The sequence below is a fragment of the Variovorax sp. OV700 genome (assembly GCF_900099805.1).
Lineage (GTDB): Bacteria > Pseudomonadota > Gammaproteobacteria > Burkholderiales > Burkholderiaceae_C > Variovorax.
Window position 1 is genome coordinate 438,655 of sequence record NZ_FNDR01000001.1, and the last position, 25,488, is coordinate 464,142.

Consider the following 25,488-nt stretch of genomic DNA (forward strand, 5'->3'; position numbering starts at 1 on the left):
ATGCCCATCTTCAATCCTCAACTGGATATAGCCCTCTCCCAATTCGCAGCCCAGCCCGGTGTTACTCCCGCGCAGGAGTCGCAACTGCGTGCCGCCGTCGCGAGCGATGCCCGGTTGCTGGAGCAATGGAACCAGGACGCCTCCCGATGATTACCCGCAAGCTCATATTGCCGATGCTTGCAACGCTGGCTTTGAGCGCCTGCGCTCACGCCCCCGCGCCTCACTCCAAGGAGACCATGCCAATGAACGCATCTGCGAAAGCCTACCGTCCCCACACCTTGGATGAGCACCCTGACCTCACGCCGGAAGAAATGGGACGACGAATGCTCAAGCTGATCGACAGTCTCACATCCTTCAACGAGTTGTCGTTGAAGCGGGTGCGGGAGGTGACGCGGCTGCCTCTGTACGACATTCCTGAGGCGACTTCACACGGGTTTGGCATGCACTTGCCGGCATCGGATTGGTACTACGTCCTCTCGTACTATGACGATCCCCAATTACCAGAGTCGAAGAACGTTAGCTATCGATTCCACAACAAAATCGAATTGGTCGATATGGGCCCAGTTTGCGCCGTGGATTACGGCGCCTATGTGACGGCACTGAAGACCATGGGCTTCCGGGAACGGGAGGACTTGGCGCGATACGACGCCCTACATCCCTATCCGCGCCGCAACGAACAGACAGGACTGTTAGAGCCCTCCCCCCCTCAATTCCGGCGCTTGCTTGATTATTTTTTTACGCGCAACGACGTTGTGGTGCAGATCATCCCCCGACGCGAAGGTGACGTTCCTGACGAAAAGCTGCGACACGCGTGCGTAGAGAGGATTGATGTCCGCCGCTTCGGCAAAGGATCAAGGCCATGACCGAACTTAATCCCCAGCTGAAGATAGCCCTCGCTCAATTCGCCGCCCAACCCGGTGTCACTCCGGTGCAGGAGGCGCAACTGCGTGCCGCCGTCGCAAGCGATGCCCTGTTGCTGGAACGGCTGAACCAAGACGCTGCTGACAGCCACCTCAAGGGCTTCGCGTTATCACACGGCGGCTTTGGATCGAATCTGGCGGGCACCTACGAGAAGTCGTCCGGCACCATCACCTTGCCGGTCGGCAGTTTCGCTCCTGCCGGCACCGCCGCCAGTGCAGACTTGAGCGCAACGCTGCGTCTGCAGGACATGTCCTTGCGCTTTGCGCACAGCGACTACGACGACCCTGTCAATACGCTCTGCCGTCCGATCACGCAGGAGATGGTGAATAACCTACAGTCAACCATCAATGGTTCGCCAGCACTGGCGCGGGAGATGAAGAAGGCGGTCACATCGCCGGGGCCTGGGCTAGAGGCGCCCTTGCAGCACTTTGCACCGCTCAGTGGCACAGTGGCCGGTGGCACTTACAACGGCAATATCAAGACCATGAGTCTGCCTCCGACAAGTCTCTCGACCCGATTCGATTCGGTGGACATGACCTTTGTGCTGGGCCACGAAGTCCAGCATGCCTTCAACCATGCCGCCATGACTGCGGCCAGTCAATCCTTCAACACTGAGACCCGGCAGATCGCCCAGGGCAACACTCTTGCGCACGACTACACCGGAGCCATTGGCAAGCTGACCCAAGCTTCGCGCGAGGATGAGGCCAGCGCGCAGATTGCGGGATGGAATGCGCTGCTGAGTCAGCAGCAGAAGACAAAACCCGCCGCAGGGCTCGGTAGCATGTTGGGAACTGGAAACTCCAGGGTCGAAGATTTCGTCGAACGCGGGGCAGCACCCAACTCCGCCCAACCCCGCCCCGGCCTGACCTTCAACTCCGACGCCACCCTGTCGCAGACCCCCGCCAACATTGCCGCGGCGGGGCAGTATTACTTCGACAAGCCGCCCAGGGGGACGCCCGGCGTACCGGAGAATCAAACGACCGGCATCGGCTTTCACGGCGACTCCGACTACCGCAACTACTACGGCGCCCATGCGGTGGGGCGCGCCATCGATATGGAGCGCTCCTACGCCCAGCCCATCAACGGCCATGCGCCGAATATGCAGGTCGATATGTCTCGCCTGGGCCTGCGCGAAGACTTGATGGAGCGGAACGGCATCACGATCGGAAAAAACCCCGAAACCCCGCAGCCCTACAACGACACCAGCCAGTTGCCGCCGGCACCGCATCGTTTCGATCACACCAACACGCCGGCTGGCATGCCCAATAGCCATCAGCATGTGCCGGTGGTTCCCGGCGCAACGGGATCGCCTGGGGCAAAAGCCGGCGATCCGCGCGATCCGGAGTCTGTTCAGCCTTCCGGCACACCCCAGGCGCAGCCGGAACTCTCGCCCACAGCCGACTTCTCCGCCTATCTCGACCGCATGCTTGCCGCCGCGCAGTCGGGCGACGACGCTTCCTTCCGCAAGATGACCCAGACCTTGGCCGATCTACCACCCGGACGCGAGCTGCGCGCCGAAGCCGTTGCCGCCGTAGACCAACAGGAGCAATTGGCCGCACAGCATCAAGCCCAACTGCAGCAAGCAGCGCAGGTCAGTGGCCCGGTCATGCGCATGTAACACCCAGTAGATCGCCATTGAACGGATCGGGAACGGGAGCGAAAAAGGGAAGAAATGAACGAAGAAAAAAGCATGGTTTTGGTCAGCAAGATTGCGGCACTTGTCGAGCAATTCGACCGTCGCTGCGAGCTCGCCAGCGGACAGTTGCGCCACCTCGCGCAACAGATGCCGGGTGTTGTGCGGCAGTCGGCCGACGAGCACTTTCGTCGCATTCCCGACGAGGTGATGGGTGGCGTCCGATCAGGAATCGAGCGGCCAGTAGCCGCCTATGAACAGCGCTTGCGCGAGGCGGGCGAGCGGTTGCAGCAAGCGTCGAAAGCGCTCACCTCACAACTGCAGCGCGCTGAAACGCTGCACAGGCAATTGATCTGGAAAGTTGCCGGCATCACGCTGGGCAGCCTCGCACTTCTTCTGGCTGGCGGAGGCTGGTTATCCTGGCACTACTACGAGGAGATTCGTAAAAGTCAGGTGTCCGCCGATCTACTGAAGGCTTACAACCAAGCAGATGTCACACTGTGCGATGGACGCCTGTGCGCCAAAGTGGGCAAGAAGGACCGGCAGCGCTTTGGCGAATATGTTCTGGTCGAGTCCCGGTGAATCGGGCCTGCCAGGAGAGGGGAGACACGTGCCCTGATACGGGGCGGGGCCAGCGGACAGGGTGGTGTCGGTCGTTGCCGGTCACCCGAGGCCCGCCACGATTCACGCATTGCCGACGTCAATGCCCCAGCGTGCGAGCGCCGCATCGTCGCTGACCCGCGCATCCACCCATCGTGCGCCTTCAGGCGTCTGTTCTTTTTTCCAGAACGGCGCCTGCGTCTTCAGGTAGTCCATCAGGAACTCGCAGGCCTCGAAGCTCTGGCCGCGATGGGCCGAGACTACCGCCACCATCATGATCTGGTCGAGCGGCTGCAGCAGGCCCACGCGGTGGATCACGCGTGCGCCCAGGATGTCGAAGCGCCGGTGCGCCTCGTCGATCATGGCTTCGATGGCCTTCTCGGTCATGCCTGGGTAATGTTCCAGCTCCATCGAGGCGATTGCGCTGCCGTCATTGCGATCCCTCACCGTGCCGACAAAGCTGCAGACCGCGCCCACGCGTTTGTCGCTGGCACGCAACGCGGCGACCTCCTGCCCCAGGTCGAAATCGGCTGTCTGGATCGAAACGCGTGCATCGCTCATGCCGGGATTGTGGCACCGCGCTAGACTTCGGCAATGCCTTGCCACGCCACGCTCTTCACAGTGCTTTCGCACTTGGAAAGCAGCCGCGCGCGCCAGGGCAGCAAAGCCAAAAAACCAAAGCTCGTCTGACCGGAGCTGCGGTTCCGTCGTCGGATGAGCGACGGAACCTGCAAAGGCCTTGGCCCCGATTGGGTTGCGCGCGCATCGAACGACGGTTCTTTTCCATCGGTCGATTCCCGTAAGGAAGCCTCGCGTGCCGCAACCATCTCACCCCTCCTCCCGTCCTGATTTTTCGGGCCTCTGGATTCCTCTTGTCACGCCGTTTCGCGGCGGCGCCGTCGACCATGCGGCGCTCTCGGCGCTGACACGCCGGCTCGCCGATGACGGCGTGGCCGGTTTCGTGGTCTGCGCCTCCACAGGCGAGGCCGCCGCGCTCGATGAAGCGGAACAGCTGGCCGCACTCGACACGGTGCAAGCTGCCGCCGACGGGCTGCCGATCATCATGGGCCTGTCGGGGTACCACTTGGGCAAGACGACGGCCTGGGTACGGCGGCTCGCCGAACTGCCCCTGGCGGGGCTTCAGGTGCCCGCACCGCACTACATCCGACCCTCGCAGGCCGGCCTGCTCGAATGGTTCCGCACTATTGCTGACGCCAGCGTCGCGCCTGTGTTGATCTACGACATTCCCTACCGCACCGGCGCGACCATTGCGCGCGAAACGCTGCTGGCGCTGGCGGAGCACCCGCGCATCCGCGGCATCAAGGACTGCGGCGGCGACATGGCCAAGACGCGCGCGCTGATCGCGGACGGCAGGCTCCAGGTGCTGACCGGCGAAGACCACCAGATCTTCAGCACGGTGGCCGAAGGCGGCGCGGGTGCCATCGCGGCGAGCGGGCATGTGCAGACGCGGCGTTTCGTGCAGGTGCTGCGCCTCTTGGCCGAGAACCGGCTTGTGAAAGCGCGCGCCGAATGGCAGCCGCTGCAGCCGTTGATCGAGATGCTGTTCGCCGAACCGAACCCCGGGCCGCTCAAGGCGCTGCTGGCGTCCGATGGATCGATGAGCGACGAACTGCGCTCGCCGATGACTCGCGCGTCCGACGCGCTGCGCGATCGCCTCGTGGCGCTGAACGCCCGGCTCAGCCGCCCGTAACGGGTGGGAAGAAGGCGACCTCGCAGCCTTCGCGCAGCGCGGCCGCCTCGTCGCTCATGGCCTGATCGAGCGCCATGCGCACGGCCTTTCCGCGTGCGAGCGCCGTCGCGTAAGCGCCGCCTCGGGCGATGAGTTCGTCGCGCAATGCGGCCAGCGTGACGGCGCCGGTGTCGACGGTTTCACCGCTGGTGTCGAGCGCCTCGCGCACCGAGGCAAAGTAACGGATCTGGACCTTCATGGATGCGCCTCAGGCCAGCAGCGAGGCCAAGGGAATGAACTTCACCATGCCGCCGGCCTTGATGGTCTGGCCCGGCAGGTTGTCGATGACGCCGTCGCCCCACACCATCGACGTCAACACGCCCGAACTCTGATTGGTGAACAGGTCGAGCCCGCCTGCGGAGTTGCGCCGCGCGCGCAGGAACTCACGGCGCTTGTCGGCGCGCGGCCAGTCGAAATCGGCGCGCATCTGCACGGGCTCGGGCGCCACGCGCGTGGCGCCCTGCAGCGTCAGCAGGAAGGGGCGTACGAGCAGCAAAAAGGTCAGGAAGCTGGACACCGGATTGCCGGGCAGACCCGTGACATGGCAGCGGCCTTGCGCGCCGCCCCCGGCCCTCGGTATCGAGCCGTAGGCAAAGGGCTTGCCCGGCTTCATGGAGAGCGACCACAACTGCAGCTCGCCGAGTGTCTGCACTGCGGCCTTGATATGGTCTTCCTCGCCCACGGACACCCCGCCGGTGGTGATGATCAGGTCGCTGCCCTCGGCGGCGCTGCGCAGCGCCTCGATGGTGGCTTCGCGCTTGTCGGGCACGATGCCGAGGTCGTTCACCTCGCAGCCCAGCCGGTGCAGCAAAGCGCGCATGAAGAAGCGGTTGGAGTTGTAGATCGCGCCGGGCTTCATGGCCTCGGGTGCGACTTCGCCGGGCATGACCAGTTCGTCGCCGGTGGACAGCAGCGCCACGCGCGGCCGCCGTGCCACCTGGAGCCAGTCGAAACCTACGCTGGCGGCAAGCCCGAGCGCGGCGGGTGTCAGGCGCTCGCCCTTGCGCAGCACCACGTCGCCGGACGCCACGTCTTCGCCCGCGCGGCGAATCCACTGGCCGGCGGCGGGAACCGTCTGGATGCGCACCGCGCCCAGGGTGCCTTCCTGCGGCAACGCCTGCGTGTCTTCCTGCATCACGATGGCGTCCGCGCCTTCGGGAATCTGCGCGCCGGTGAAGATGCGTGCCGCGGTGCCGGCCGCGAGCGGCGTACCCACGGTGCCGGCGGGAATGCGCTGCGCCACCTGGAGCAGCGCGCCGGGCGCGGTGCAGTCGGCCACGCGCACCGCATAGCCATCCATCGAACTGTTGTCGCGCGGCGGCACGGTGAGCGCGGACACGAGGTCTTGCGCAAGCACGCGGCCATCTGCGTCGAAGGTGGCGACGCTTTCGGCGGGCAGCCGGGGCTGCGCCTTCTCGAGCAGGCTTGCCAGCGCTTCGTCGAGCGCCATCAGCGGGGGGCGCGAAGGGACAGCAGAATCAGCCATGGTGTTCGGGGTTGTATTCGAAGCGGCTGCCGCTGTCGATCAACCACTGCGCGATGCCCTCGATGTCGTCGAGGTCGAACAAGGGCAGGTTGGTGGGCGCCGGCAGTCCTTCGGGCGCGTTGGTGGCAATGGCGGTCACGAAGGCGTCTTCGATGTACTTCGAAGGCCGGGGTGGCTGGCCCGCATCGGGGGCGCGCCAGACTTCGATCTTGAGCAGGTCGCTATGCTTGAAGCCTTCGACCAGCACCCAGTCGACGCCATCGTGGAGCTCTGCGATCAGGTCGTGCACCGTCAGCTGCGCGGGCTGCTCGAATTCGCGAATCAGCGCAAGTCGTTTGTCCGACGCCACCACCACCTCGAAGGCCCCCGCCTCGCGATGGCGGTAGGTGTCCTTGCCCGGATGATCGATGTCGAACTTGTGGTGCGCATGCTTGACCACCGACACGCGCTGGCCATGGAGCTTGAGCACAGGAATCAGGCGCTCCACCAGCGTGGTCTTGCCTGAACCCGAGTACCCGGAAAAGCCGATCACCTTCATGTCGAGTTCCTGTGGCTGCCGTCTATGCGGCAGCCGAATGCAGATGCAGTTGCGAGGCAGCCGCCGCCATGCGCGGCGTGCGGCAAAGGTCAATCACAGTTCTGGGCGATATAGGCCTTCACGGCCTCTGCATCGGCCGGAAGCTTGACGACCCGCTTGGGCAGTGCCTCGATGCCTTCGAACCTCGCCGGTCGCGCAGGCTCGTGGCCGAGCGCCTCCACCAGCGTGGCGGCAAACTTGATCGGCAGCGCGGTTTCGAGCACCACCATCGGCACGCCGGGCGCGAGGTGTTCGCGCGCGGCCTTGAGGCCGTCGGCCGTGTGCGGATCGACCAAGGTGGCAAAGCGCTTGTCGGTGTCGCGGATGGTGGCCAGGCGGTCGGCGTGGGTGCTGCGGCTGCTCTTGAAGCCGAAGCGCTCCGCGGCTTGCTTGAAGGCGGGATCGCCGCTCAGGTCGAATCGGCCCTGGCCGCCCAGCTCGTCCACGAACAGCGAGCGCAGCTTGGCGGCGTCGCGGCTCACCAGGTCGAACACGAAGCGCTCGAAGTTGCTGGCCTTGCTGATGTCCATCGACGGGCTCGAGGTTTCATGCGTGTCGGCCGCCGCGCGAACGCGGTAGATGCCGGTGCGAAAGAACTCGTCGAGCACGTCGTTCTCGTTGGTGGCGACCACCAGCGTCTGGATGGGAAGGCCCATCATGCGGGCCACGTGGCCGGCGCAGACGTTGCCAAAATTACCCGACGGCACGGTGAAGCTCACCGGCTTGTCGTTGCTCGCCGTGGCCTGGAAATAGCCGGCGAAGTAGTAGACGACTTGCGCGAGCAGCCGCGCCCAGTTGATCGAGTTGACCGTGCCGATGCGGTACTTGCGCTTGAAGCCCAGGTCGTTCGACACCGCCTTGACGATGTCCTGGCAGTCGTCGAACACGCCGGTGACGGCGATGTTGTGGATGTTCTCGTCCTGCAGGCTGAACATCTGCGCTTGCTGAAACGGGCTCATGCGGCCGTCGGGCGAGGTCATGAAGACGCGCACGCCCTTCTTTCCGCGCATCGCGTATTCGGCTGCGCTGCCCGTGTCGCCGCTGGTGGCGCCCAGGATGTTGAGCTCGGCGCCGCGGCGGGCCAGTTCGTACTCGAACAGGTTGCCCAGGAGCTGCATCGCCATGTCCTTGAAGGCCAGCGTGGGGCCGTTGGACAGGGCTTCGAGGTACACGCCGTCTTCGAGCTCGCGCAGCGGCACGATTTCTTCGGTGCCGAACACCTCGGGCGTGTAGGTCTTGGCGCAGATCGCCTTCAGGTCGGCCGGCGGAATGTCGTCGATGTAGAGAGACAGAATCTCGAACGCCAGTTCGGCATACGGCAGGTTGCGCCACTTCGCGAGCGTGGCGGTATCGACCTGCGGATAGTGGTCGGGCAGGTAGAGCCCGCCATCGGGCGCGAGTCCTTCAAGCAGGATTTCGCAGAAACGCTTGCGGTCGGGGTGGCCGCGGGTGCTCAGGTAATTCACGGTGGTTCTCTTGCGCCGCCCTCAGGACAGCTCTTCCTTGCGGATGCGCACGATCGGCTGCAGCACGGTGGGCAGGGCCTGCAGTTCGGCGAGCACGTCGTTCACGGTGCCTTCGCGCGCGTCGTGCGTGAGGATGATCAGGTCGGTCTGGGTGGAGCCTTCGCCCCCCACTTCGTCGGCTTCGCGCTGCAGCACCGCGTCGATGCTGATGCCGGCGGTGGCCAGCAGGCCCGTCACCTTGGCCAGCACGCCGGCCTGGTCGGCCACGCGCAGGCGCAGGTAGTAGCTGGTGACGACCTCGGCCATCGGCAGCACCTTCAGGTCGCTCATGGCATCGGGGTGGAAGGCCAGGTGCGGCACGCGGTGCGCGGCATCGGCCGTGTGCAGGCGCGTGATGTCGACGAGGTCGGCGATCACCGCGCTAGCGGTCGGTTCGCTGCCCGCGCCCTTGCCGTAGTAGAGCGTGGTGCCGACCGCGTCGCCATGCACGACGACGGCGTTCATGGCGCCCTCGACGTTCGCAAGCAGGCGCTTCGACGGCACGAGCGACGGATGCACGCGCAGCTCGATGCCCTGCGCGGTGCGCTTGGTGATGCCGAGCAGCTTGATGCGGTAGCCGAGCTGTTCGGCGTACTTGATGTCCTGCGCGGCGAGCTTGGTGATGCCTTCGATGTGCGCCTTGTCGAACTGCACCGGAATGCCGAAGGCAATGGCGCTCATCAGCGTGACCTTGTGGCCCGCGTCGACCCCTTCGATGTCGAAGGTCGGGTCGGCTTCGGCGTAGCCCAGGCGCTGGGCCTCCTTGAGCACGGTCGCGAAGTCCAGGCCCTTGTCGCGCATCTCCGAAAGGATGAAATTGGTGGTGCCGTTGATGATGCCGGCCAGCCACTGGATGCTGTTGGCCGTGAGGCCCTCGCGCAGCGCCTTGATGATCGGGATGCCGCCGGCCACCGCGGCTTCGAAGGCCACCATCACGCCCTTGGCGTGGGCGGCGGCAAAGATTTCGGTGCCATGCACGGCGAGCAGCGCCTTGTTGGCCGTGACCACGTGCTTGCCGGCCGCAATCGCCTCGAGCACCAGCTGCCGCGCAATGCCGTAGCCGCCGATGAGTTCGATGACGATGTCGATGTCCGGGTTGGCAATGACGGCGCGCGCGTCGTCGACCACCTTCACGCCCTCGCCCGCCACTTCGCGCGCGCGTGCCGTGTCGAGATCGGCCACCATCGTGATCTCGATACCGCGGCCCGCACGGCGCTTGATTTCTTCCTGATTGCGCAGCAGCACCTTGAAGGTGCCGCTGCCGACCGTGCCTGCGCCGAGCAGGCCTACTTGGATGGGTTTCATTGGGGGATTCGCGTTCATGATTTGGATGGGGTGGCAGGCGGCACGCTCACGACGCGGCTCATGCGGCGCGGCAGGTTCCAGGCGCCGCCGGCAAAGCCGCGGCACATGCGGAGTTCATGGCTCTGCCTTGCTGCGCAAGCGGTACATCTCCAGGAACTTGGCAATGCGGTGGATCGCCTCGCGCAGGTCTTCCTCGTGCGGCAGGAACACGATACGGAAATGATCGGGCGTGGCCCAGTTGAAACCGGTGCCCTGCACCAGCATCACCTTGGTTTCTTTCAGCAGATCGAGAAAGAACTGCCGGTCGTCCGCGATCGGATAGACCTTTGGATCGAGCTTGGGGAACATGTAGAGCGCGGCACTCGGCTTGACGCAGCTCACGCCCGGAATGGCCGTGATCAGCTCGTAAGCCAGATCCCGCTGGCGCCGCAGGCGGCCGCCGTCGCCCACCAGGTCGTTGATGCTCTGGTAGCCGCCAAGGGCAGTCTGGATGGCCCATTGCCCGGGCACATTGGCGCACAGGCGCATGTTCGAGAGCATGTTCAGGCCCTCGATGTAGTCCTCCGCGCGCTTCTTGTCGCCGGACACCACGAGCCAGCCCGCGCGATAGCCGCAAGAACGGTAGCTCTTGGAAAGCGAATTGAAGGTGAGCGTGAGCACATCGGTCGAAAGGCTCGCGATGGCGGTGTGCTTCGCGTGGTCGTACAGCACCTTGTCGTAGACCTCGTCGGCGAAGATCACCAGCTGGTGCTCCCGCGCGATGGCCACGATGCTCTTGAGGAGCTCATCGGAATAGAGCGCCCCGGTCGGGTTGTTCGGGTTGATGACCACGATGCCCTTGGTGCGTGGCGTGATCTTGGCGCGGATGTCGTCGAGGTGGGGCATCCAGCCGTTGTCCTCGTCGCAAAGGTAGTGCACCGGTTTGCCGCCCGACAGGCTGGTCACCGCGGTCCACAACGGGTAATCGGGCGCCGGCAGCAGCATTTCGTCGCCGTCGTTCAAGAGCGCGTTGGTGGCCATGGCGATCAGTTCGCTGGCGCCGTTGCCCAGGTAGATGTCGTCGAGCGTGACGCCGGCAATGCCCTGCTTCTGCGTCTCGTGCATCACGGCCTTGCGCGCCGCGAAGATGCCCTTGCTGTCCGAATAACCCGCCGAACCCGGCAAATTGCGGATCATGTCCTGCTGGACTTCCTCAGGCGCATCGAAGCCGAACACGGCAAGGTTGCCGATGTTGAGCTTGATGATCTTCTGGCCCTCTTCCTCCATCCGCTGGGCGGCCTCCATGATGGGGCCTCGGATGTCGTAGAGCACGTTGGCCAGCTTGGCCGATTTCTTGAACTGCTTCAAAGGGCCCTCCCGGGCGCGGGTTACTCGGTGTCGAAAGGCCCTGGAAGGCCTCGTGTCACTGGGGAAAACCTATAATTTGACCACAGTTCCCAGTGCCCCGATGAAGCTCCAGCCCGACAAATCCGACGTCCAGTCCCTCACCGCACACGGCCCCGGGTGGGTCGCGATCAACAACGAAAAGGTCGAGGGCAGCGTGGTGGTCGGCTCGCGCGGCGAGCGCTTCGAGTGGAATTGCGCCCGGTTCGACCAACTGGGTCCCGAGCATTTCGCCCAGCTCGCGTCGCTGGGCGCCGAATTGGTCATCTTCGGGAGCGGATCCCGCATCCGGTTTCCGCAGCCGGCCTGGCTGCAGCCCCTCATGGCCAAGCGCACCGGCGTGGAGACCATGGACACCCCGGCAGCCTGCCGCACCTACAACATCCTGGCCGGCGAAGGCCGCCACGTGATTGCCGCCCTGCTGGTCGAACCGCCCCACGATGGCTGAGGGGCAGGTTTTCGGGGTAAAATACCAGGTTGCGAACAGGCCAGCTGCCCTCAGTTAGCAACGACCAATCCTCCATTTCGTCGAGTGTGCCTCAAAGCGCTCGATCCAATGGAAACCAACGGAGAAAACAAGTTTCATGGCGATCGTTGTCAACAAACCCATTCCTGAATTCGACGCCAACGCCACGGGTGGCCTGAAAGTCTCGAATACCTCGCATCTCGGCCACGTGCTGGTCATGTATTTTTACCCGAAAGATAACACTCCGGGTTGCACGACCGAAGCCATGCAGTTTCGCGATCGTTACAAAGACTTCGAAAAAGCCGGCGCCACCGTGTTCGGCGTGTCCCGCGACAACATGAAGTCGCACGACGAATTCAAGGCCAAGCTCGAACTCCCGTTCGAACTCATCGCCGATACCGAAGAAAAAATGTGCCACATGTTCGGCGTGGTCAAGAACAAGATCATGTACGGCAAGAAGGTCAAGGGCATCGAGCGCAGCACCTTCCTCATCGGCGCCGACGGCATCCTGAAGGCCGAATGGCGCGGCCTCAAGGTCCCCGGCCATGTCGACGACGTGCTCAAGGCCGTCAAGACGCTCAAGAAGGCCGCCTGACCGTTACAACCAGCGCGGACTGTGCGCTTTTGCTTCAACCCGTGGGAAATGCCCAACGGACTTTGCAAAGAGCGCGAGACGCGTCACCGCGGGTGTGCATAATGGCCTCATGCCGTTGAGCTCCACGACCGCATCCCCCGAACAAAGCCGCCTTGGTCTACAGGCGGCTTTTTCGTTTTCTGGTTTCCACTTCCTGCGAGCGACCTGACACATGCCATTGCCTCCTGCCCCCACGAAACGCGCCGCATTGCTCTCGCCGGATGCGCACGATGCACCCGCCCGCTCCTCCCACAGGAGCTCGCGCCGCTCGGGCGATTCGCGTGCCGATTCGGCTTCGTCGAGCGGCCCCCAGCCGCTGGAACTGTTCGACCGCAATACCGCCGAGGCAGTAGGCGGCGGCACCGAGGCCGCGCCTTCGACCCGCGGCAGGTCGAAAACCGCGCCCTCCCCCGCCCGTAACTCCGAACGCAGCCAGGACCGTAGCCGGGAACACAACAGGCCGGCCGCCCGCGGCGAACCCGAGGCGCCGCCCGCCGTCTATGTGCCGGCCCCGTCGCCAGCTGCGGCGCCGCAGGTTCCGACCCGTGCCAAGCGCGCCAAATCGAACGGCCCGGCCAAGCTGTTCGTGCTCGATACGAACGTGCTGCTGCACGATCCGATGTGCCTGTTCCGCTTCGAGGAGCACGACATTTTCCTGCCGATGATCGTGCTGGAGGAACTGGACGGCCACAAGAAGGGCACCACCGAAGTGGCGCGCAACGGCCGCCAGACCAGCCGCACGCTCGACGCCCTGGCCGCGGCGCAGGACGCCGACATCGCCAAAGGCCTGAAGCTCGACACCACGGGCCATCGCGAGGCCGGCGGCAAGCTGTTCTTCCAGACGGCGCCGCTCGACTATTCGTTGCCGGTCAGCCTGCCCCAGGGCAAGGCCGACAACCAGATCCTGGGCGTGGTGCAGGCCCTGCGCGACCTGTATGCCAAGGACCAGCCCGGCCGGCCGAAGCAGGAAGTGGTGCTGGTGTCGAAGGACATCAACATGCGCGTCAAGGCGCGCGCCCTCGGCCTGGCCGCCGACGACTACCAGAACGACAAGACGCTGGAAGACGGCGACCTGCTCTACGCGGGGTCGCTCGCGCTGCCGCCCGATTTCTGGACGCGCCAGAGCAAGACGGTCGAGAGCTGGCAAAGCGGCAGCAACACCTTCTATCGCGTCAGCGGGCCGCTGGTGCCCAACCTGTACATCAACCAGTTCGTCTATTTCGAGGCCCCGGGCGAGCCGAGCATGTACGCGCGCGTCACCGAGATCCGCGACAGGACCGCAGTCTTCAAGACCCTGAAGGACTACAGCTCGGGCAAGAACGCGGTGTGGGGCGTGAACACGCGCAACCGCGAGCAGAATTTCGCGATGAACTTGCTCATGGACCCCGAAGTCGACTTCGTCACGCTGACGGGCACCGCCGGCACCGGCAAGACGCTGATGGCGCTGGCCTCGGGCCTGACGCAGGTGCTCGATGACCGTCGCTACACCGAGATCATCATGACCCGTGCCACGGTGAGCGTGGGCGAGGACATCGGTTTCCTGCCGGGCACCGAAGAAGAAAAAATGGGTCCCTGGATGGGCGCGTTGGACGACAACCTCGAGTTCCTGGCCAAGGGTGACGGCGGCGGCGCCGGCGAATGGGGCCGCGCGGCCACCAACGAGCTGATTCGCAGCCGCATCAAGGTCAAGAGCATGAACTTCATGCGCGGCCGCACCTTCCTGAACAAGTACGTGATCATCGACGAAGCGCAGAACCTGACGCCCAAGCAGATGAAGACGCTGATCACCCGGGCCGGCCCGGGGACCAAGATCATCTGCATGGGCAACCTTGCGCAGATCGACACGCCCTACCTGACCGAAGGCTCCTCGGGCCTGACCTTCGCGGTCGACAAGTTCAAGGGCTGGCCGCACGGCGGGCACATCACACTGGCGCGCGGCGAACGCTCGCGGCTGGCAGACTTCGCGAGCGACGTGCTCTAGGCTTCGTCCGAATCGATCAGGCCCGCGATGCTCCTCGGAGCATCGCGGGCTTTTTCTTTGGCCGCGGTGACAGGCTCCTGACAAGACGTTGTCAGGAGGCGGTCCGCACCATCGAGGCTCCTTCCAACGCAACGAAAGAGAGTCCTTCATGCAAAACGCCATCAGCTGGTTCGAAATCCCCGTCGCCGACATCGACCGCGCCCAGGTCTTCTACGAGACCGTGCTCGGCCGCAAGCTGCGCCGCGAAAACTTCGGCAGCGAGACGCTGGCCGTGTTCCCCTACGACGATCCCGCCACGGGCGGCGCACTGCAGGCCGGCGCAAACGCCAGCGCACGCGCGGGCAGCGGCATCCGCATCTATCTCGACTGCATGCCGAGCATCGACGCCGTGCTCGCACGCGTCGAGGCGGCCGGCGGCCAGATCGTGGCGCCCAAGTCCGCGCTGCCGCCGGGCATGGGCTTCATCGCCCATCTGCGCGACACCGAAGGCAACGAAGTCGGCCTTCACGCCCTGGACTGAACCGCAATGGCACAGCGCAACTGGATCGCCGTTGCCAGCGCCGAGCACGCCCGGCGCGGGCGCGACCACAAGCCGCTCGGCTTCATGCAGGTCGGCCACGGCAAGCTGGGGCCGCTCAAGCGCGTTGCAGCCGGCGACCGCGTGGCCTACTACGCGCCGGCCACGGTGTTCGGCGGCACGGACAAGCTGCAGAGCTTCGTGTCGATCGGCATCGCGCAGCCAGGCGAACCCTATGAATTCGACATGGGTGGCGGCTTCGTCCCCTGGCGCCGCGACGTGGCCTATGCGGCTTCGCGCGAGGCGCCCATCGCTCCATTGATCGAGCGCCTTGCCTTCGTCGAGAACCCGAGCCAATGGGGCTACAAGTTCCGCTTCGGCATGTTCGAAGTCAGCGATGCCGACACGATGCTGATCGCCCGAACCATGAAAGCCGACCTGAAGGCGCTCGCGCTTTGAGCGCCACAATCCCGACATCACCCATGCAGAAGACACACCCGATGGAACCCTTCCGCCAGCATCATGGCGCTTTCCACGTCGCAGGACTCACCGGCCGAACGACCAACCGCGCGGAGGACGATCCCGCGACCGCCCGCATCGGCGCGCTGTGGAATCGCTTCTTCGGCGAAGAGACCTACCGGTCGACGCCCGATCGCACAGGCGATGCCCGCATCTTCGGCGTCTATTCCAGCTACGAATCCGATGCTCATGGCGCCTTCGACGTGACGGTAGGCGTGGCCGTCGCGGATGCAACGGGCAGCGTGGCCATCGAGCCCGGCGACTACCTCGTCTTCGAGGGCCAGGGTGAAATGCCGCAGATGGTGATCGCCACCTGGGAGCGCATCTGGCAGTATTTCGAGGCGCACCCGGAAATCACGCGCCGCTACCGCAGCGATTTCGAAGCCTACGAGGGGCCGGACAAGGTGGCGATCCACATCGGAGTTTCATGAGTACACCCCAGGGCTGGCCCGGCGAGGTCGCGCCAAAATTGCAAGGAGCGCGCTGATGCGCCGCGCCGACCGCCTCTTCCAGCTCGTGCAGCTGATCCGCGGCCGCCGGCTCACCACGGCCGCCTTCCTTGCGCAGCGCCTGGAAGTGTCGGAGCGCACGGTGTATCGCGACGTGGCCGATCTGCAGCACCAGGGCGTGCCGATCGAAGGCGAAGCCGGCGTGGGCTACCGGCTCGGCGCGGGCTTCGAGCTGCCGCCGCTGATGTTCACGCAGGAGGAGGCTTCAGCGCTCGTGGCCGCGGCGCGGCTCGCACAGAGCTGGGTCGATCCGGCGCTGGCGCGCAACATCGAAACCGGGCTGGGCAAGATTCTCTCGGTGCTGCCGCCGGCCGCGCGCGTCTCGGCGGAAGCGCTGGCGCTCTACGCGCCCGCACTGGGTCTGGACGACGCGATGCGCAACCGGCTCCAGACCTTGCGCGAGGCGGTGGAAGCGCGCCACAAGCTGCGCCTGAACTACCGCGACGTGTCGGGGGATGCGAGCGAACGCATCGTGCGTCCGCTCGGCTGCTTCTACTGGGGCAAGGTCTGGACGCTCTCGACCTGGTGCGAACTGCGCAACGACTTCCGGGGCTTTCGCATCGACCGCATGGACGCGGTCGAGGTGCTGCCAGAGCTCTTTCGCGACGAAGCGGGCAAGACGCTGGCCGACATGCTGCGCCAGGTGAAGGCCCGCTCGGCGGAAGCAAAGCGGCTCGAGCAGCAACCACAATAGCCGGGCAGCGTCAGTAGTCGTCGTTGCTGCCGTAGCTGGCCATATTCTCGAACTTGGTGAGCGGCTTGAGGAAGGTCAGCTTGACGGTGCCCGTGGGTCCGTTCCGGTGCTTGCTGATGATCACCTCGGCCACGCCCGGCTCCTTGCTGTTCTTGTCGTAGTAGTCGTCGCGGTAAATGAACATGATGATGTCCGCGTCCTGCTCGATGGCGCCGGATTCGCGCAGGTCGCTCATCATGGGGCGCTTGTCGGTGCGGCTTTCAACGCCGCGGCTCAACTGCGACAGCGCGATCACCGGGCACTTGAGCTCCTTGGCGAGCATCTTCAGGCCGCGCGAAATTTCGCCCACCGCCGTGGCGCGGTTTTCGTCGTTCATGCTGGTCGACACGCTCATGAGCTGGAGGTAGTCGACCACGATCAGGCCGAGCCGTCCGTACTGCCGCGCCAGGCGGCGCGCATTCGCGCGCAGTTCGCTGGTGGTGAGGCCCGGCGTCTCGTCAATGTGCAGCGACACGTTGCGCAGCTTCTCGATAGCCTCGGTCAGGCGCGGCCACTCTTCGTCGCTGAGCTTGCCAGTGCGCAGGTGCCCCTGGTCGATGCGCCCGATCGAACCGACGATACGCACCGCGAGCTGCGAAGCGCCCATTTCCATCGAGAAGACCGCCACCGGCAGCCCTTCGTTGAGTGCCACGTGCTCGGCGATGTTGATGGCCAGCGAGGTCTTGCCCATGGAAGGACGCGCGGCCAGCACGATCATGTCGCCCGGCTGCAGGCCCGAGGTCATCTTGTCGAACTCGTAGAAGCCGGTGCGCACGCCGGTGATATCGTTCGGGTTCTCCGCCATCTCGGTCACGCGGTCGAGCAGTTCGACCACCAGGGCATCCATGCTCTGGAAGCCCTGCTTCATCCGCGTGCCCTCTTCGCCGATGTTGAAGATCTTCTGCTCGGCCTCGTCCAGTATCTTGTCGACCGACTTGCCTTGCGTGTTGAAGGCGTTGGTCGCGATCTCGTCGCTCGCGGAGACCAGCTTTCGCAGGATGGAGCGCTCGCGCACGATCTCCGCATAGCGGCGGATGTTGCTCGCGCTCGGCACGTATTGAGCGAGCGAGTTCAAATACACCAGTCCGCCGATTTCCTCGGCCTTGCCGAGGCCCTGCAGCTGCTCGTAGACGGTAATGACGTCGGCTGGCTTGCTGGCATTGATCAACCCGCCGATGGCGGCGTAGATCAGCTTGTGCTCATGGCGGTAGAAGTCGCCGTCCACCAGCAGGTCGCCCATGCGGTCCCACGCGCCGTTGTCGAGCAGCAGACCGCCAAGCACACTCGACTCGGCCTCGATCGAGTGAGGCGGAATGCGGAGTTTGGCGACTTGGCGATCGGCCGACGGGTCATTGTCGGCATAGGAGAAAACGGCGGACATGGACTTCCCTTGCAACCCTGCATGCTAAGCCGCACACGCGCTGGCGTGTGTGGACAAGGTTGTGAATAAACGGTGATCTTTCAGTGCACCGACCGGGAGAACCGGTGCGCAAAAAGACAAAAGCCGCCCGAGGGCGGCTTTTGCGGCAGCGCGCAAGGCGCTGTGGACGATCAGGCGGTTTCGCCGTAGACCGTGACGGTGATGTCGACCACCACGTCGGTGTGCAGCGCAACGCTCACGGTGCTGTCGCCGACGACCTTGATCGGGCCGTTGGGCAGGCGCACTTGCGACTTCGCAACCTTGTAGCCTTGCTTGCCGAGCTCTTCGGCGATGTCGCCGTTGGTGACCGAGCCGAACAGACGGCCGTCGACGCCGGCCTTTTGGGTCAGCTTGACGGTCGTGCCGCCGAGCTTCTCGCCCTGGGCTTGCATTTCAGCCAGCTTGGCGGCCGCAGCCTTTTCGAGTTCGACGCGCTTGGCTTCGAATTCGGCCTTGTTGGCAGCGGTAGCGCGGCGGGCGCGGCCCGTCGGGATCAGGAAGTTGCGGGCATAGCCGTCCTTGACCTTGACGATATCGCCCAGGGCACCGACGTTCAGAACCTTGTCCAGAAGAATGATTTGCATGGTACGGCTCCTTAGACGCGGTGCTGGTCGCTGTACGGCACCATCGCGAGGAAGCGCGCGCGCTTGATCGCGGTGTTGAGCTGGCGCTGGTAGATCGCGCGCGTGCCGGTCAGGCGTGCGGGGATGATCTTGCCGTTTTCGCTGATGAAGTCACGCAGCGTGTCGATGTCCTTGTAGTCGATTTCCTCGACGCCAGCGACGGTGAAACGGCAGAAGCGCTTGCGCTTGAACAGCAGCGACTGGGTGTTGCGCTTCGGGCGCTTGTCTTTGTTGAATTTCTTGAACGTGGCCATTTGGGGACCTCTTGTCGAAAATTAATCTTGCTGAAAATCCTGGATGTGCAGGACCGGATGCTTGCCGTTGCCCGGTGTCGCGAGAAAACCCTGAAATCGCCAGAGGCTTCCCATCGACTGCGTTGCGAGCCGTTCGGCGATGGCGCCGAAGGCAACGGCCTTGAGGGCCGTTTTCACCTGCCTGGCTTTTCCTGCCTCCTGAAGCGTCGACTCGTGTTCGAGCTTCAGGTCGATGGCGGGAAGGCCGGCCGGCGTGTATCGCAAGGCTCCGAGTTCGGCAACAGAGGCTGTCAGCAGAAGCTGATTGACCCCGGTTGCCGCAGCAGCGGCAGCGGTCACGCCATCAGCTGTTGTTGGCGGCGTATTCGGCCTGCTGGGCCTTGCGGGCTTCTTCGCGCTCGACCGTCTTCATCATCGACGAAGGACCGGTGTCGGCCTTCTTCTTCTGAACGGTGAGGTGACGCAGCACGGCATCGTTGAACTTGAACGCGTGTTCGAGTTCGCCCATCACGGTTTGCTCGGCTTCAATGTTGACGCACAGGTAGTGCGCCTTGTTGAGCTTGTTGATCTGGTACGCCAGCTGGCGGCGGCCCCAGTCTTCAACGCGGTGGATCTTGCCACCGCCGGCCGTGATGAGGCCCTTGTAACGCTCCAGCATGGCCGGAACTTGTTCGCTCTGATCCGGGTGGATCAGCAAAATGATTTCGTAGTGACGCATGGCACTCCTTGTGGATTCTTCCGTAGAAGAGGAAAAGCCACCTGCAGCGTCGGGCGCAGTGTGGCAAGGCAAAGCCGGCTATTGTAGCACTGCTGGTGCAGCACCTGTCCAGCTTCAGTCGTTCAAGGCCTTGTCGAGCGCGGCGGCCTTCTCTGGGCCGACGGCGGCGCGTATCTTGGGCGCCAGCGCCGCCAGATCTTCGTAGCTGGTGGTGCCCTCGACCTGCAGGTTGAGGCGGAAGCCCTTCAGCCCGAGGGCACCCGTCAGCTGGGTGGCGATGGGATAAGCATCCTTGTAGCGCTGCTGTCTGCTGCGCCCGGCAGACGGCGGGGATTCGGCCGGCTTTGGCGTGGGCGCTGATGATGGCGCTGATGATGGCGTTGCTGACGACGTTGCAGCTGCGGGCGCCCTGCTCGCGGCCGGAGGTTCAGGTGCCGTGGCCGGAACGGCCGGCTTGCTGCTGCCGGCGGCCGACCCGAGGAGGCCCAGCGTGACCAGCTGGTCGATTTCTTCGCGCGCAATGCCCGTTCCGGCAAGCACTTCGTCGACCGAGCGCTTGCCGTCGAACAGGATGAAGGCGGTACGCTGGCGCGGCGAAAGGGGTACCGAACGATCTTTGAGAACCTGCTGTCCGGCTTCTGTCTTGACAAGAATCATGATGGTTTCTTCCGCAAAATGCCGGCGGGTGCGGCGACGAGCGGTTTCGCCATGCGCAGTCCGCAAGCGACCGGCCAAGCCCATGAGTTCACGGGCCTGACACTAGTAACACATTCTGATTCAATTCTTGCAGGCATCGGCGCGGGAATTCCCGGTGGGGGCGTCTGTCGTGGCTGCCGCGCGACAGGGGCGCGATGGCCCCTGCCCCATCAACGCTTGGCGAGCTGCTGCCAGGTGTCGATCACGCTGTCCGGATTGAGAGAAATCGACTCGATTCCCTGTTCCGCCAGCCAAAGCGCGAAGTCCGGATGGTCGCTGGGGCCCTGGCCGCAGATGCCGACGTACTTGCCCTCGGCCTTGCAGGCCTTGATGACGCGGCTCAGCAGCGCCTTGATGGCAGGGTCGCGCTCGTCGAAATCGGCGGCCAGAAGCTCGAGCCCCGAGTCGCGGTCCAGGCCGAGCGTGAGCTGGGTCAGGTCGTTCGAGCCGATCGAGAAACCGTCGAAGAACTTCAGGAATTCCTCGGGCAGGATCGCATTGCTAGGCACCTCGCACATCATGATCAGCTTGAGTTCGTTCTCGCCGCGCTTCAGGCCGTGCTCGCCAAGGAGCGTGGTCACGCGTTCGGCCTGGCCCAGTGTGCGCACGAAAGGCACCATGATCTGCACGTTGACGAGGCCCATGTCATTGCGCACGCGTTTCAGCGCCTCGCATTCCATGGCAAAGGCCTCGCCGAAATCCTTGCTCAGGTAGCGGGCGGCGCCGCGGAAGCCGAGCATCGGGTTTTCTTCTTCCGGCTCGTAGCGGCTGCCGCCGATCAGCTTGCGGTACTCGTTCGACTTGAAGTCGGACAGACGCACGATGACCTTCTTGGGCCAGAAGGCCGCCGCGATGGTCGCGATGCCTTCGGCCACCTTGTCGACATAGAAGGCGCGCGGCGACGCATGGCCGCGGGCCACCGACTCGACGGCTTTCTTCAGGTCGTTGTCGACGTTCGGATAGTCGAGGATCGCCTTCGGGTGCACGCCGATGTTGTTGTTGATGATGAACTCGAGCCGCGCCAGGCCGACGCCGTGGTTCGGCAGCTGCGCGAAGTCGAAAGCCAGCTGCGGGTTGCCCACGTTCATCATCAACTGGATGTCGATCTCCGGCATCACGCCGCGCTGAACCTCGGTCACCTCGGTCTCGAGCAGGCCGTCGTAGATGAAGCCGGTGTCGCCTTCAGCGCAACTCACGGTCACCAGGGTGCCTTCCTTCAGAAGGTCGGTGGCATCGCCGCAACCCACTACTGCGGGAATGCCGAGCTCGCGCGCAATGATGGCCGCATGGCATGTGCGCCCGCCGCGGTTGGTGACGATGGCAGCGGCGCGCTTCATCACCGGCTCCCAGTTGGGGTCGGTCATGTCGGTGACGAGCACGTCGCCGGCCTGCACCTTGTCCATCTCGCTGATGTTGTGCACGAGCCGAACCGGGCCGGTGCCGATCTTCTGGCCGATGGCACGGCCTTCGGCGAGCACTGTCCCCTTGCCCAGCAGCTTGTAGCGTTGCTCGGCCTTGCCTTGCTGCTGGCTCTTCACGGTTTCGGGCCGCGCCTGCAGGATGTAGAGCTGGCCGTCGGTGCCGTCCTTGCCCCACTCGATGTCCATCGGGCGGCCATAGTGTTCTTCGATGACCAGCGCGTACTTGGCAAGCAGCTCGACATCGGCGTCGCTGAGCGAATAACGGTTGCGCTGCTCGGCCTTGACGTCGGTGGTCTTCACCAGCTTGCCGGTCGCCTTTTTCTCTTCGGGCGTCGCGAATTCCATCTGGATCAGCTTGGAGCCGAGGTTGCGACGGATCACCGCCCGCTTGCCGGCGCGCAGCGTGGGCTTGTGCACGTAGAACTCGTCGGGGTTCACGGCGCCCTGCACCACCGTTTCGCCCAGCCCGTAGCTGGAGGTGATGAACACCACGTCTTCAAAGCCCGATTCGGTGTCGATGGTGAACATCACGCCGGCCGCGCCGAGGTCGGAACGGACCATGCGCTGCACGCCGGCCGAGAGCGCGACCACGTCGTGCTCGAAGCCCTTGTGCACGCGGTAGCTGATGGCGCGGTCGTTGTAGAGGGAGGCGAACACCTCCTTCATCTTGTGCAGCACGTCTTCGATGCCGACCACGTTGAGGAAGGTTTCCTGCTGGCCGGCAAAAGAAGCGTCCGGCAGGTCTTCGGCCGTGGCCGAGGAGCGCACGGCGAACGAAGCGGCCGAGTTGCCCGCGCTCAGCTTCGCAAAAGCCTCGGCAATGGCTTTCTGCAAGTCGGCCGGAAAAGGCTGGGCCTCGACCATGGCGCGGATTTCGGCGCCGGCCGCGGCCAGCGCCCGCACATCCTCGGTGTCCAGCGCGGCAAGCCGCTTGCTGATCTTGTCGGCCAGCCCGTCGTGGGCCAGGAACTGGCGGAACGCATGCGCCGTGGTCGCGAAACCCGTGGGCACCCGCACGCCTTGCGGCAGTTGGGAGATCATTTCGCCGAGGCTGGCGTTCTTGCCGCCGACCGACTCGACGTCGGTCATCCTCAGGTTTTCAAACGGTACGACCAGGGCGGTCGCGTCGAAAAGTGCAGACATGGGAAAGCTCCAGAAGTTGAAACCGGTGCTGCATGCAGGCGGCGCGGCACGATCGTTCTCGTTGCTTTGGGTGCGGGCGCGGTGTGCATGGAAAGAATTGGGGCAAGGGAAAGCGGATTCCCGATAATGGCCCGGATTGTAGGCGCGGCGAGATTGCATGCGCCGCAGGACAAGGCCGCAAGAGCAACACCATGCACACACGCACTGTTTTCTTCATATCCGACGGTACCGGCATCACCGCCGAAACTTTCGGTAACGCCGTGCTGGCCCAGTTCGAGATGAAACCGCGCCACGTGCGGCTGCCTTTCACCGATACGGTCGACAAGGCGCATCAGGCGGTGCGGCAGATCAACCACACGGCCGAACTGGAAGGCGTGCGCCCTATTGTCTTCACGACTCTGGCGAACATGGAGGTGCTCGAAGTCATCGAAACCGGGTGCAAAGGCATGCTGCTCGACATGTTCGGCACCTTTGTGCGGCCGCTTGAGATCGAGCTGGCGGTCAAATCGAACCACCGCATCGGACGCTTCAGCGACGCCAGCAAGAGCAAGGAATACGACGCCCGCATTGCAGCCATCGATTTCAGCCTGGCGCACGACGACGGCCAGAGCAACCGCGACCTCGAGGGCGCGGACGTGATCCTGGTGGGTGTGAGCCGCAGCGGCAAGACGCCCACGTCTCTCTATCTGGCAATGCAGCACGGCCTGAAGGCGGCCAACTACCCGCTGATTCCGGAAGATTTCGAGCGTCGCCAGCTGCCGCCGGCCCTGATGCCCTATCGCAAGAAGATCTTCGGGCTCACGATCCAGCCGGAGCGGCTGAGCCAGATCCGCAACGAGCGCCGGCCCGATTCGCGCTACGCCAGCCTCGAAAACTGCCGCCACGAGGTGGCAGAGGCCGAGGCGATGATGCGCCGGGCAGGCATCCGGTGGCTTTCGACGACGACCAAGTCGATCGAGGAAATTGCCACCACCATCCTCCAGGAGCTGAAGCCGGAACGGCTGGTTTATTGAACCTGCCGCCCGGTCAGCCCGTCGCTGCCGCGTTCAGGCAGCAATCTGCTCGGCCGGTGCCGAGGTGCGGATCAGGTGGTCGAACGCGCCCAGCGCCGCCTTCGCGCCGTCGCCGGCCGCAATGATGATCTGCTTGAACGGCACGGTGGTCACGTCGCCCGCCGCGAACACGCCCGGCACCGAGGTCTGCCCTCTGGCGTCGACCACGATCTCGCCGTGCTTCGTCAGCTCGACCACGCCCTTGAGCCAATCGGTGTTGGGCACCAGGCCGATCTGGATGAACACGCCTTCGAGCTCGACCTTCTTCAGCTCACCCGTTGCGCGGTCCTTGTAGACCAGGCCATTGACCTTCTGGTCGCCGGTGATCTCGGTGGTCTGCGCGTTGGTGAACACGTCGACGTTCTTGAGGCTCTTGAGCTTGCGCTGCAGCACGGCATCGGCGCGCAGCGCGGTGTCGAACTCGATCAGCGTGACGTGGCCCACGATGCCGGCCAGGTCGATCGCCGCTTCGACGCCCGAATTGCCCCCGCCGATCACGGCCACGCGCTTGCCCTTGAACAGCGGGCCGTCGCAATGCGGGCAATACGCCACGCCCTTGTTCTTGAACTCGTGCTCGCCGGGCACGTTGATGTTGCGCCAGCGGGCGCCGGTCGAGATGATGATCGACTTGCTCTTCAAGGAAGCGCCGCTTTCGAGCTGTACCTCGATCAGGTCCCTGCCCGGCACCAATGCCTTGGCGCGCTGCAGGTTCATGATGTCGACGTCGTAGTCGCGCACGTGTTCTTCGAGCGCATGGGCGAACTTCGGTCCTTCGGTTTCCTTGATCGAGATGAAGTTCTCGATCCCCAGCGTGTCGAGCACCTGGCCGCCGAAGCGCTCGGATGCCACGCCGGTGCGAATGCCCTTGCGCGCCGCATATACGGCAGCCGCGGCACCGGCCGGGCCGCCGCCGACGATCAACACGTCGAACGGGTCCTTGGCGGCGATCTTCTTTGCCTCGCGTTCGACGCCGCTGGTATCGATCTTCGCAAGGATCTCTTCCAGGCTCATGCGGCCCTGGCCGAACTCGGTGCCATTCAGGAACACGGTGGGCACGGCCATGACCTGGCGTTCCTTGACCTCGTCCTGGAAGGTGCCGCCTTCGATCATCGTGGTGCGGATGCGCGGGTTCTGCACCGCCATCAGGTTCAGCGCCTGGACCACGTCGGGGCAGTTGTGGCAGGTGAGCGAAACGTAGATCTCGAACTCGAAGTCGCCGTCGAGCGCGCGAATCTGCTCGAGCACGGCTTCTTCGACTTTCGGGGGATAGCCGCCGATCTGCAGCAGCGCAAGGATCAGCGACGTGAATTCATGGCCCATCGGCAGGCCGGCAAAGCGCGGGCCGTGGTTCTCGCTCGGACGGTTGACCGAGAAAGAAGGCTTGCGATGGTTATCGCCGCGGCTTTCGGTCAGCTTGACCAGCGGCGATGCTTCTGCGACGTCCTTCAGCAGCGACAGCAATTCGCCCGAGGCCTTGCCGTCGTCGAGCGAGGCGACGATCTCGATCGGCTGCGTGGCGCGCTCGAGATAAGTCTTCAATTGGGCTTTGGTGCTGGCGTCGAGCATGGCGAAATCACTTTCGATATCTTAAAACTATCAACGAGGAACAAAAAAGCCCGGGGCCTCGTGAGCGCCCGGGCTT

At 64.3% G+C, this 25,488-nt stretch carries 28 protein-coding genes; 13 read left to right on the forward strand and 15 right to left on the reverse strand.

Annotated features, from left to right (window positions below):
* Genes BLR24_RS30580 through BLR24_RS01975 form a run of 4 tightly spaced genes read left to right on the forward strand, consistent with a single transcriptional unit; the run spans position 1 to position 3,136 of the window.
* A complete protein-coding gene (locus BLR24_RS30580) occupies positions 1-150 on the forward strand; it encodes a hypothetical protein (RefSeq protein ID WP_175543142.1) in 150 nt (49 codons plus the stop codon).
* Positions 147-863, forward strand: coding sequence for a hypothetical protein (locus BLR24_RS01965; protein ID WP_093011825.1), 717 nt, complete (start codon positions 147-149; stop codon positions 861-863). The genes BLR24_RS30580 and BLR24_RS01965 overlap by 4 nt, the downstream gene beginning before the upstream one ends.
* On the forward strand, positions 860-2,539 hold the full coding sequence (locus BLR24_RS30855; protein ID WP_217636270.1) for a hypothetical protein: 1,680 nt from the start codon (positions 860-862) through the stop codon (positions 2,537-2,539). The genes BLR24_RS01965 and BLR24_RS30855 overlap by 4 nt, the downstream gene beginning before the upstream one ends.
* A 54-nt stretch (positions 2,540-2,593) precedes the next feature.
* Positions 2,594-3,136: a hypothetical protein gene (locus BLR24_RS01975; protein ID WP_093011827.1), complete on the forward strand. Its 543-nt coding sequence runs from the start codon at positions 2,594-2,596 to the stop codon at positions 3,134-3,136.
* Positions 3,137-3,238: 102 nt separating this feature from the next.
* Here BLR24_RS01975 and BLR24_RS01980 read toward each other — a convergent pair whose 3' ends face one another.
* The gene (locus BLR24_RS01980; RefSeq protein ID WP_093011830.1) at positions 3,239-3,715 is read right to left on the reverse strand and encodes a molybdenum cofactor biosynthesis protein MoaE; all 477 of its coding nucleotides are present in this window, start codon (positions 3,713-3,715) and stop codon (positions 3,239-3,241) included.
* Between the two features lie 253 nt (positions 3,716-3,968).
* On the opposite strand from BLR24_RS01980, the gene BLR24_RS01985 reads away from it, so the two are divergent.
* The gene (locus BLR24_RS01985) at positions 3,969-4,865 is read left to right on the forward strand and encodes a 4-hydroxy-tetrahydrodipicolinate synthase family protein (protein ID WP_093011833.1); all 897 of its coding nucleotides are present in this window, start codon (positions 3,969-3,971) and stop codon (positions 4,863-4,865) included.
* Here BLR24_RS01985 and moaD read toward each other — a convergent pair.
* From moaD to BLR24_RS02015, 6 genes are all read right to left on the reverse strand, one after another.
* Positions 4,852-5,103, reverse strand: coding sequence for a molybdopterin converting factor subunit 1 (gene moaD / locus BLR24_RS01990; protein WP_093011835.1), 252 nt, complete (start codon positions 5,101-5,103; stop codon positions 4,852-4,854). The two genes, BLR24_RS01985 and moaD, sit on opposite strands and share 14 nt — an antisense overlap.
* 9 nt (positions 5,104-5,112) lie before the next feature.
* A complete protein-coding gene (glp, locus tag BLR24_RS01995) occupies positions 5,113-6,390 on the reverse strand; it encodes a molybdopterin molybdotransferase MoeA (protein ID WP_093011838.1) in 1,278 nt (425 codons plus the stop codon).
* Positions 6,383-6,928, reverse strand: coding sequence for a molybdopterin-guanine dinucleotide biosynthesis protein B (gene mobB, locus BLR24_RS02000; RefSeq protein ID WP_093012749.1), 546 nt, complete (start codon positions 6,926-6,928; stop codon positions 6,383-6,385). The genes glp and mobB overlap by 8 nt, the downstream gene beginning before the upstream one ends.
* A gap of 89 nt (positions 6,929-7,017) precedes the next feature.
* A complete protein-coding gene (gene thrC, locus BLR24_RS02005) occupies positions 7,018-8,433 on the reverse strand; it encodes a threonine synthase (RefSeq protein ID WP_093011841.1) in 1,416 nt (471 codons plus the stop codon).
* A gap of 21 nt (positions 8,434-8,454) precedes the next feature.
* The gene (locus BLR24_RS02010) at positions 8,455-9,777 is read right to left on the reverse strand and encodes a homoserine dehydrogenase (RefSeq protein WP_093011843.1); all 1,323 of its coding nucleotides are present in this window, start codon (positions 9,775-9,777) and stop codon (positions 8,455-8,457) included.
* Positions 9,778-9,891: 114 nt separating this feature from the next.
* Positions 9,892-11,124 carry a pyridoxal phosphate-dependent aminotransferase gene (locus BLR24_RS02015; protein ID WP_093011846.1) on the reverse strand — a complete coding sequence of 411 codons (1,233 nt, stop codon included), beginning with the start codon at positions 11,122-11,124 and terminating at the stop codon, positions 9,892-9,894.
* Between the two features lie 100 nt (positions 11,125-11,224).
* Here BLR24_RS02015 and BLR24_RS02020 point away from each other — a divergent pair, with 100 nt between their 5' ends.
* From BLR24_RS02020 to BLR24_RS02050, 7 genes are all read left to right on the forward strand, one after another.
* Positions 11,225-11,608: an Mth938-like domain-containing protein gene (locus BLR24_RS02020; RefSeq protein WP_093011850.1), complete on the forward strand. Its 384-nt coding sequence runs from the start codon at positions 11,225-11,227 to the stop codon at positions 11,606-11,608.
* A 136-nt stretch (positions 11,609-11,744) separates the two neighbouring features.
* Entirely contained in the window at positions 11,745-12,221 is a 477-nt protein-coding gene (locus BLR24_RS02025) for a peroxiredoxin (protein ID WP_056520654.1), read from the forward strand.
* A 211-nt stretch (positions 12,222-12,432) separates the two neighbouring features.
* Positions 12,433-14,241 (forward strand): PhoH family protein, encoded by a 1,809-nt coding sequence (locus BLR24_RS02030; protein WP_093011853.1) that lies wholly within the window; start codon positions 12,433-12,435, stop codon positions 14,239-14,241.
* 148 nt (positions 14,242-14,389) lie between these two features.
* The gene (locus BLR24_RS02035; RefSeq protein WP_093011855.1) at positions 14,390-14,761 is read left to right on the forward strand and encodes a VOC family protein; all 372 of its coding nucleotides are present in this window, start codon (positions 14,390-14,392) and stop codon (positions 14,759-14,761) included.
* A 6-nt stretch (positions 14,762-14,767) separates the two neighbouring features.
* A complete protein-coding gene (locus tag BLR24_RS02040) occupies positions 14,768-15,217 on the forward strand; it encodes an EVE domain-containing protein (RefSeq protein ID WP_093011858.1) in 450 nt (149 codons plus the stop codon).
* 23 nt (positions 15,218-15,240) lie between these two features.
* Positions 15,241-15,708 (forward strand): GyrI-like domain-containing protein, encoded by a 468-nt coding sequence (locus BLR24_RS02045; protein ID WP_093011861.1) that lies wholly within the window; start codon positions 15,241-15,243, stop codon positions 15,706-15,708.
* 55 nt (positions 15,709-15,763) lie between these two features.
* Positions 15,764-16,480 (forward strand): helix-turn-helix transcriptional regulator, encoded by a 717-nt coding sequence (locus BLR24_RS02050; protein ID WP_093011864.1) that lies wholly within the window; start codon positions 15,764-15,766, stop codon positions 16,478-16,480.
* 10 nt (positions 16,481-16,490) lie between these two features.
* Here BLR24_RS02050 and dnaB read toward each other — a convergent pair whose 3' ends face one another.
* The 7 genes from dnaB to ppsA all read right to left on the reverse strand — a co-directional run bounded on the left by dnaB (position 16,491) and on the right by ppsA (position 22,794).
* Complete coding sequence (gene dnaB / locus BLR24_RS02055) at positions 16,491-17,900, reverse strand: replicative DNA helicase (RefSeq protein ID WP_055804819.1); 1,410 nt, start codon at positions 17,898-17,900, stop codon at positions 16,491-16,493.
* Positions 17,901-18,070: 170 nt separating this feature from the next.
* The gene (gene rplI, locus BLR24_RS02060) at positions 18,071-18,523 is read right to left on the reverse strand and encodes a 50S ribosomal protein L9 (RefSeq protein ID WP_093011867.1); all 453 of its coding nucleotides are present in this window, start codon (positions 18,521-18,523) and stop codon (positions 18,071-18,073) included.
* Between the two features lie 11 nt (positions 18,524-18,534).
* The gene (gene rpsR, locus BLR24_RS02065; protein ID WP_007830781.1) at positions 18,535-18,816 is read right to left on the reverse strand and encodes a 30S ribosomal protein S18; all 282 of its coding nucleotides are present in this window, start codon (positions 18,814-18,816) and stop codon (positions 18,535-18,537) included.
* Between the two features lie 21 nt (positions 18,817-18,837).
* A complete protein-coding gene (priB, locus tag BLR24_RS02070) occupies positions 18,838-19,155 on the reverse strand; it encodes a primosomal replication protein N (protein ID WP_235505142.1) in 318 nt (105 codons plus the stop codon).
* Between the two features lie 4 nt (positions 19,156-19,159).
* A complete protein-coding gene (gene rpsF, locus BLR24_RS02075; protein WP_055804825.1) occupies positions 19,160-19,534 on the reverse strand; it encodes a 30S ribosomal protein S6 in 375 nt (124 codons plus the stop codon).
* A gap of 114 nt (positions 19,535-19,648) precedes the next feature.
* A complete protein-coding gene (locus tag BLR24_RS02080) occupies positions 19,649-20,191 on the reverse strand; it encodes a hypothetical protein (protein WP_093012752.1) in 543 nt (180 codons plus the stop codon).
* 209 nt (positions 20,192-20,400) lie between these two features.
* Positions 20,401-22,794 carry a phosphoenolpyruvate synthase gene (ppsA, locus tag BLR24_RS02085; RefSeq protein ID WP_093011870.1) on the reverse strand — a complete coding sequence of 798 codons (2,394 nt, stop codon included), beginning with the start codon at positions 22,792-22,794 and terminating at the stop codon, positions 20,401-20,403.
* A gap of 191 nt (positions 22,795-22,985) precedes the next feature.
* On the opposite strand from ppsA, the gene BLR24_RS02090 reads away from it, so the two are divergent.
* Positions 22,986-23,807, forward strand: coding sequence for a posphoenolpyruvate synthetase regulatory kinase/phosphorylase PpsR (locus BLR24_RS02090; protein WP_093011873.1), 822 nt, complete (start codon positions 22,986-22,988; stop codon positions 23,805-23,807).
* Between the two features lie 33 nt (positions 23,808-23,840).
* Here BLR24_RS02090 and ahpF read toward each other — a convergent pair whose 3' ends face one another.
* Positions 23,841-25,412: an alkyl hydroperoxide reductase subunit F gene (ahpF, locus tag BLR24_RS02095; protein ID WP_093011876.1), complete on the reverse strand. Its 1,572-nt coding sequence runs from the start codon at positions 25,410-25,412 to the stop codon at positions 23,841-23,843.
* Positions 25,413-25,488 lie beyond the last annotated feature (76 nt).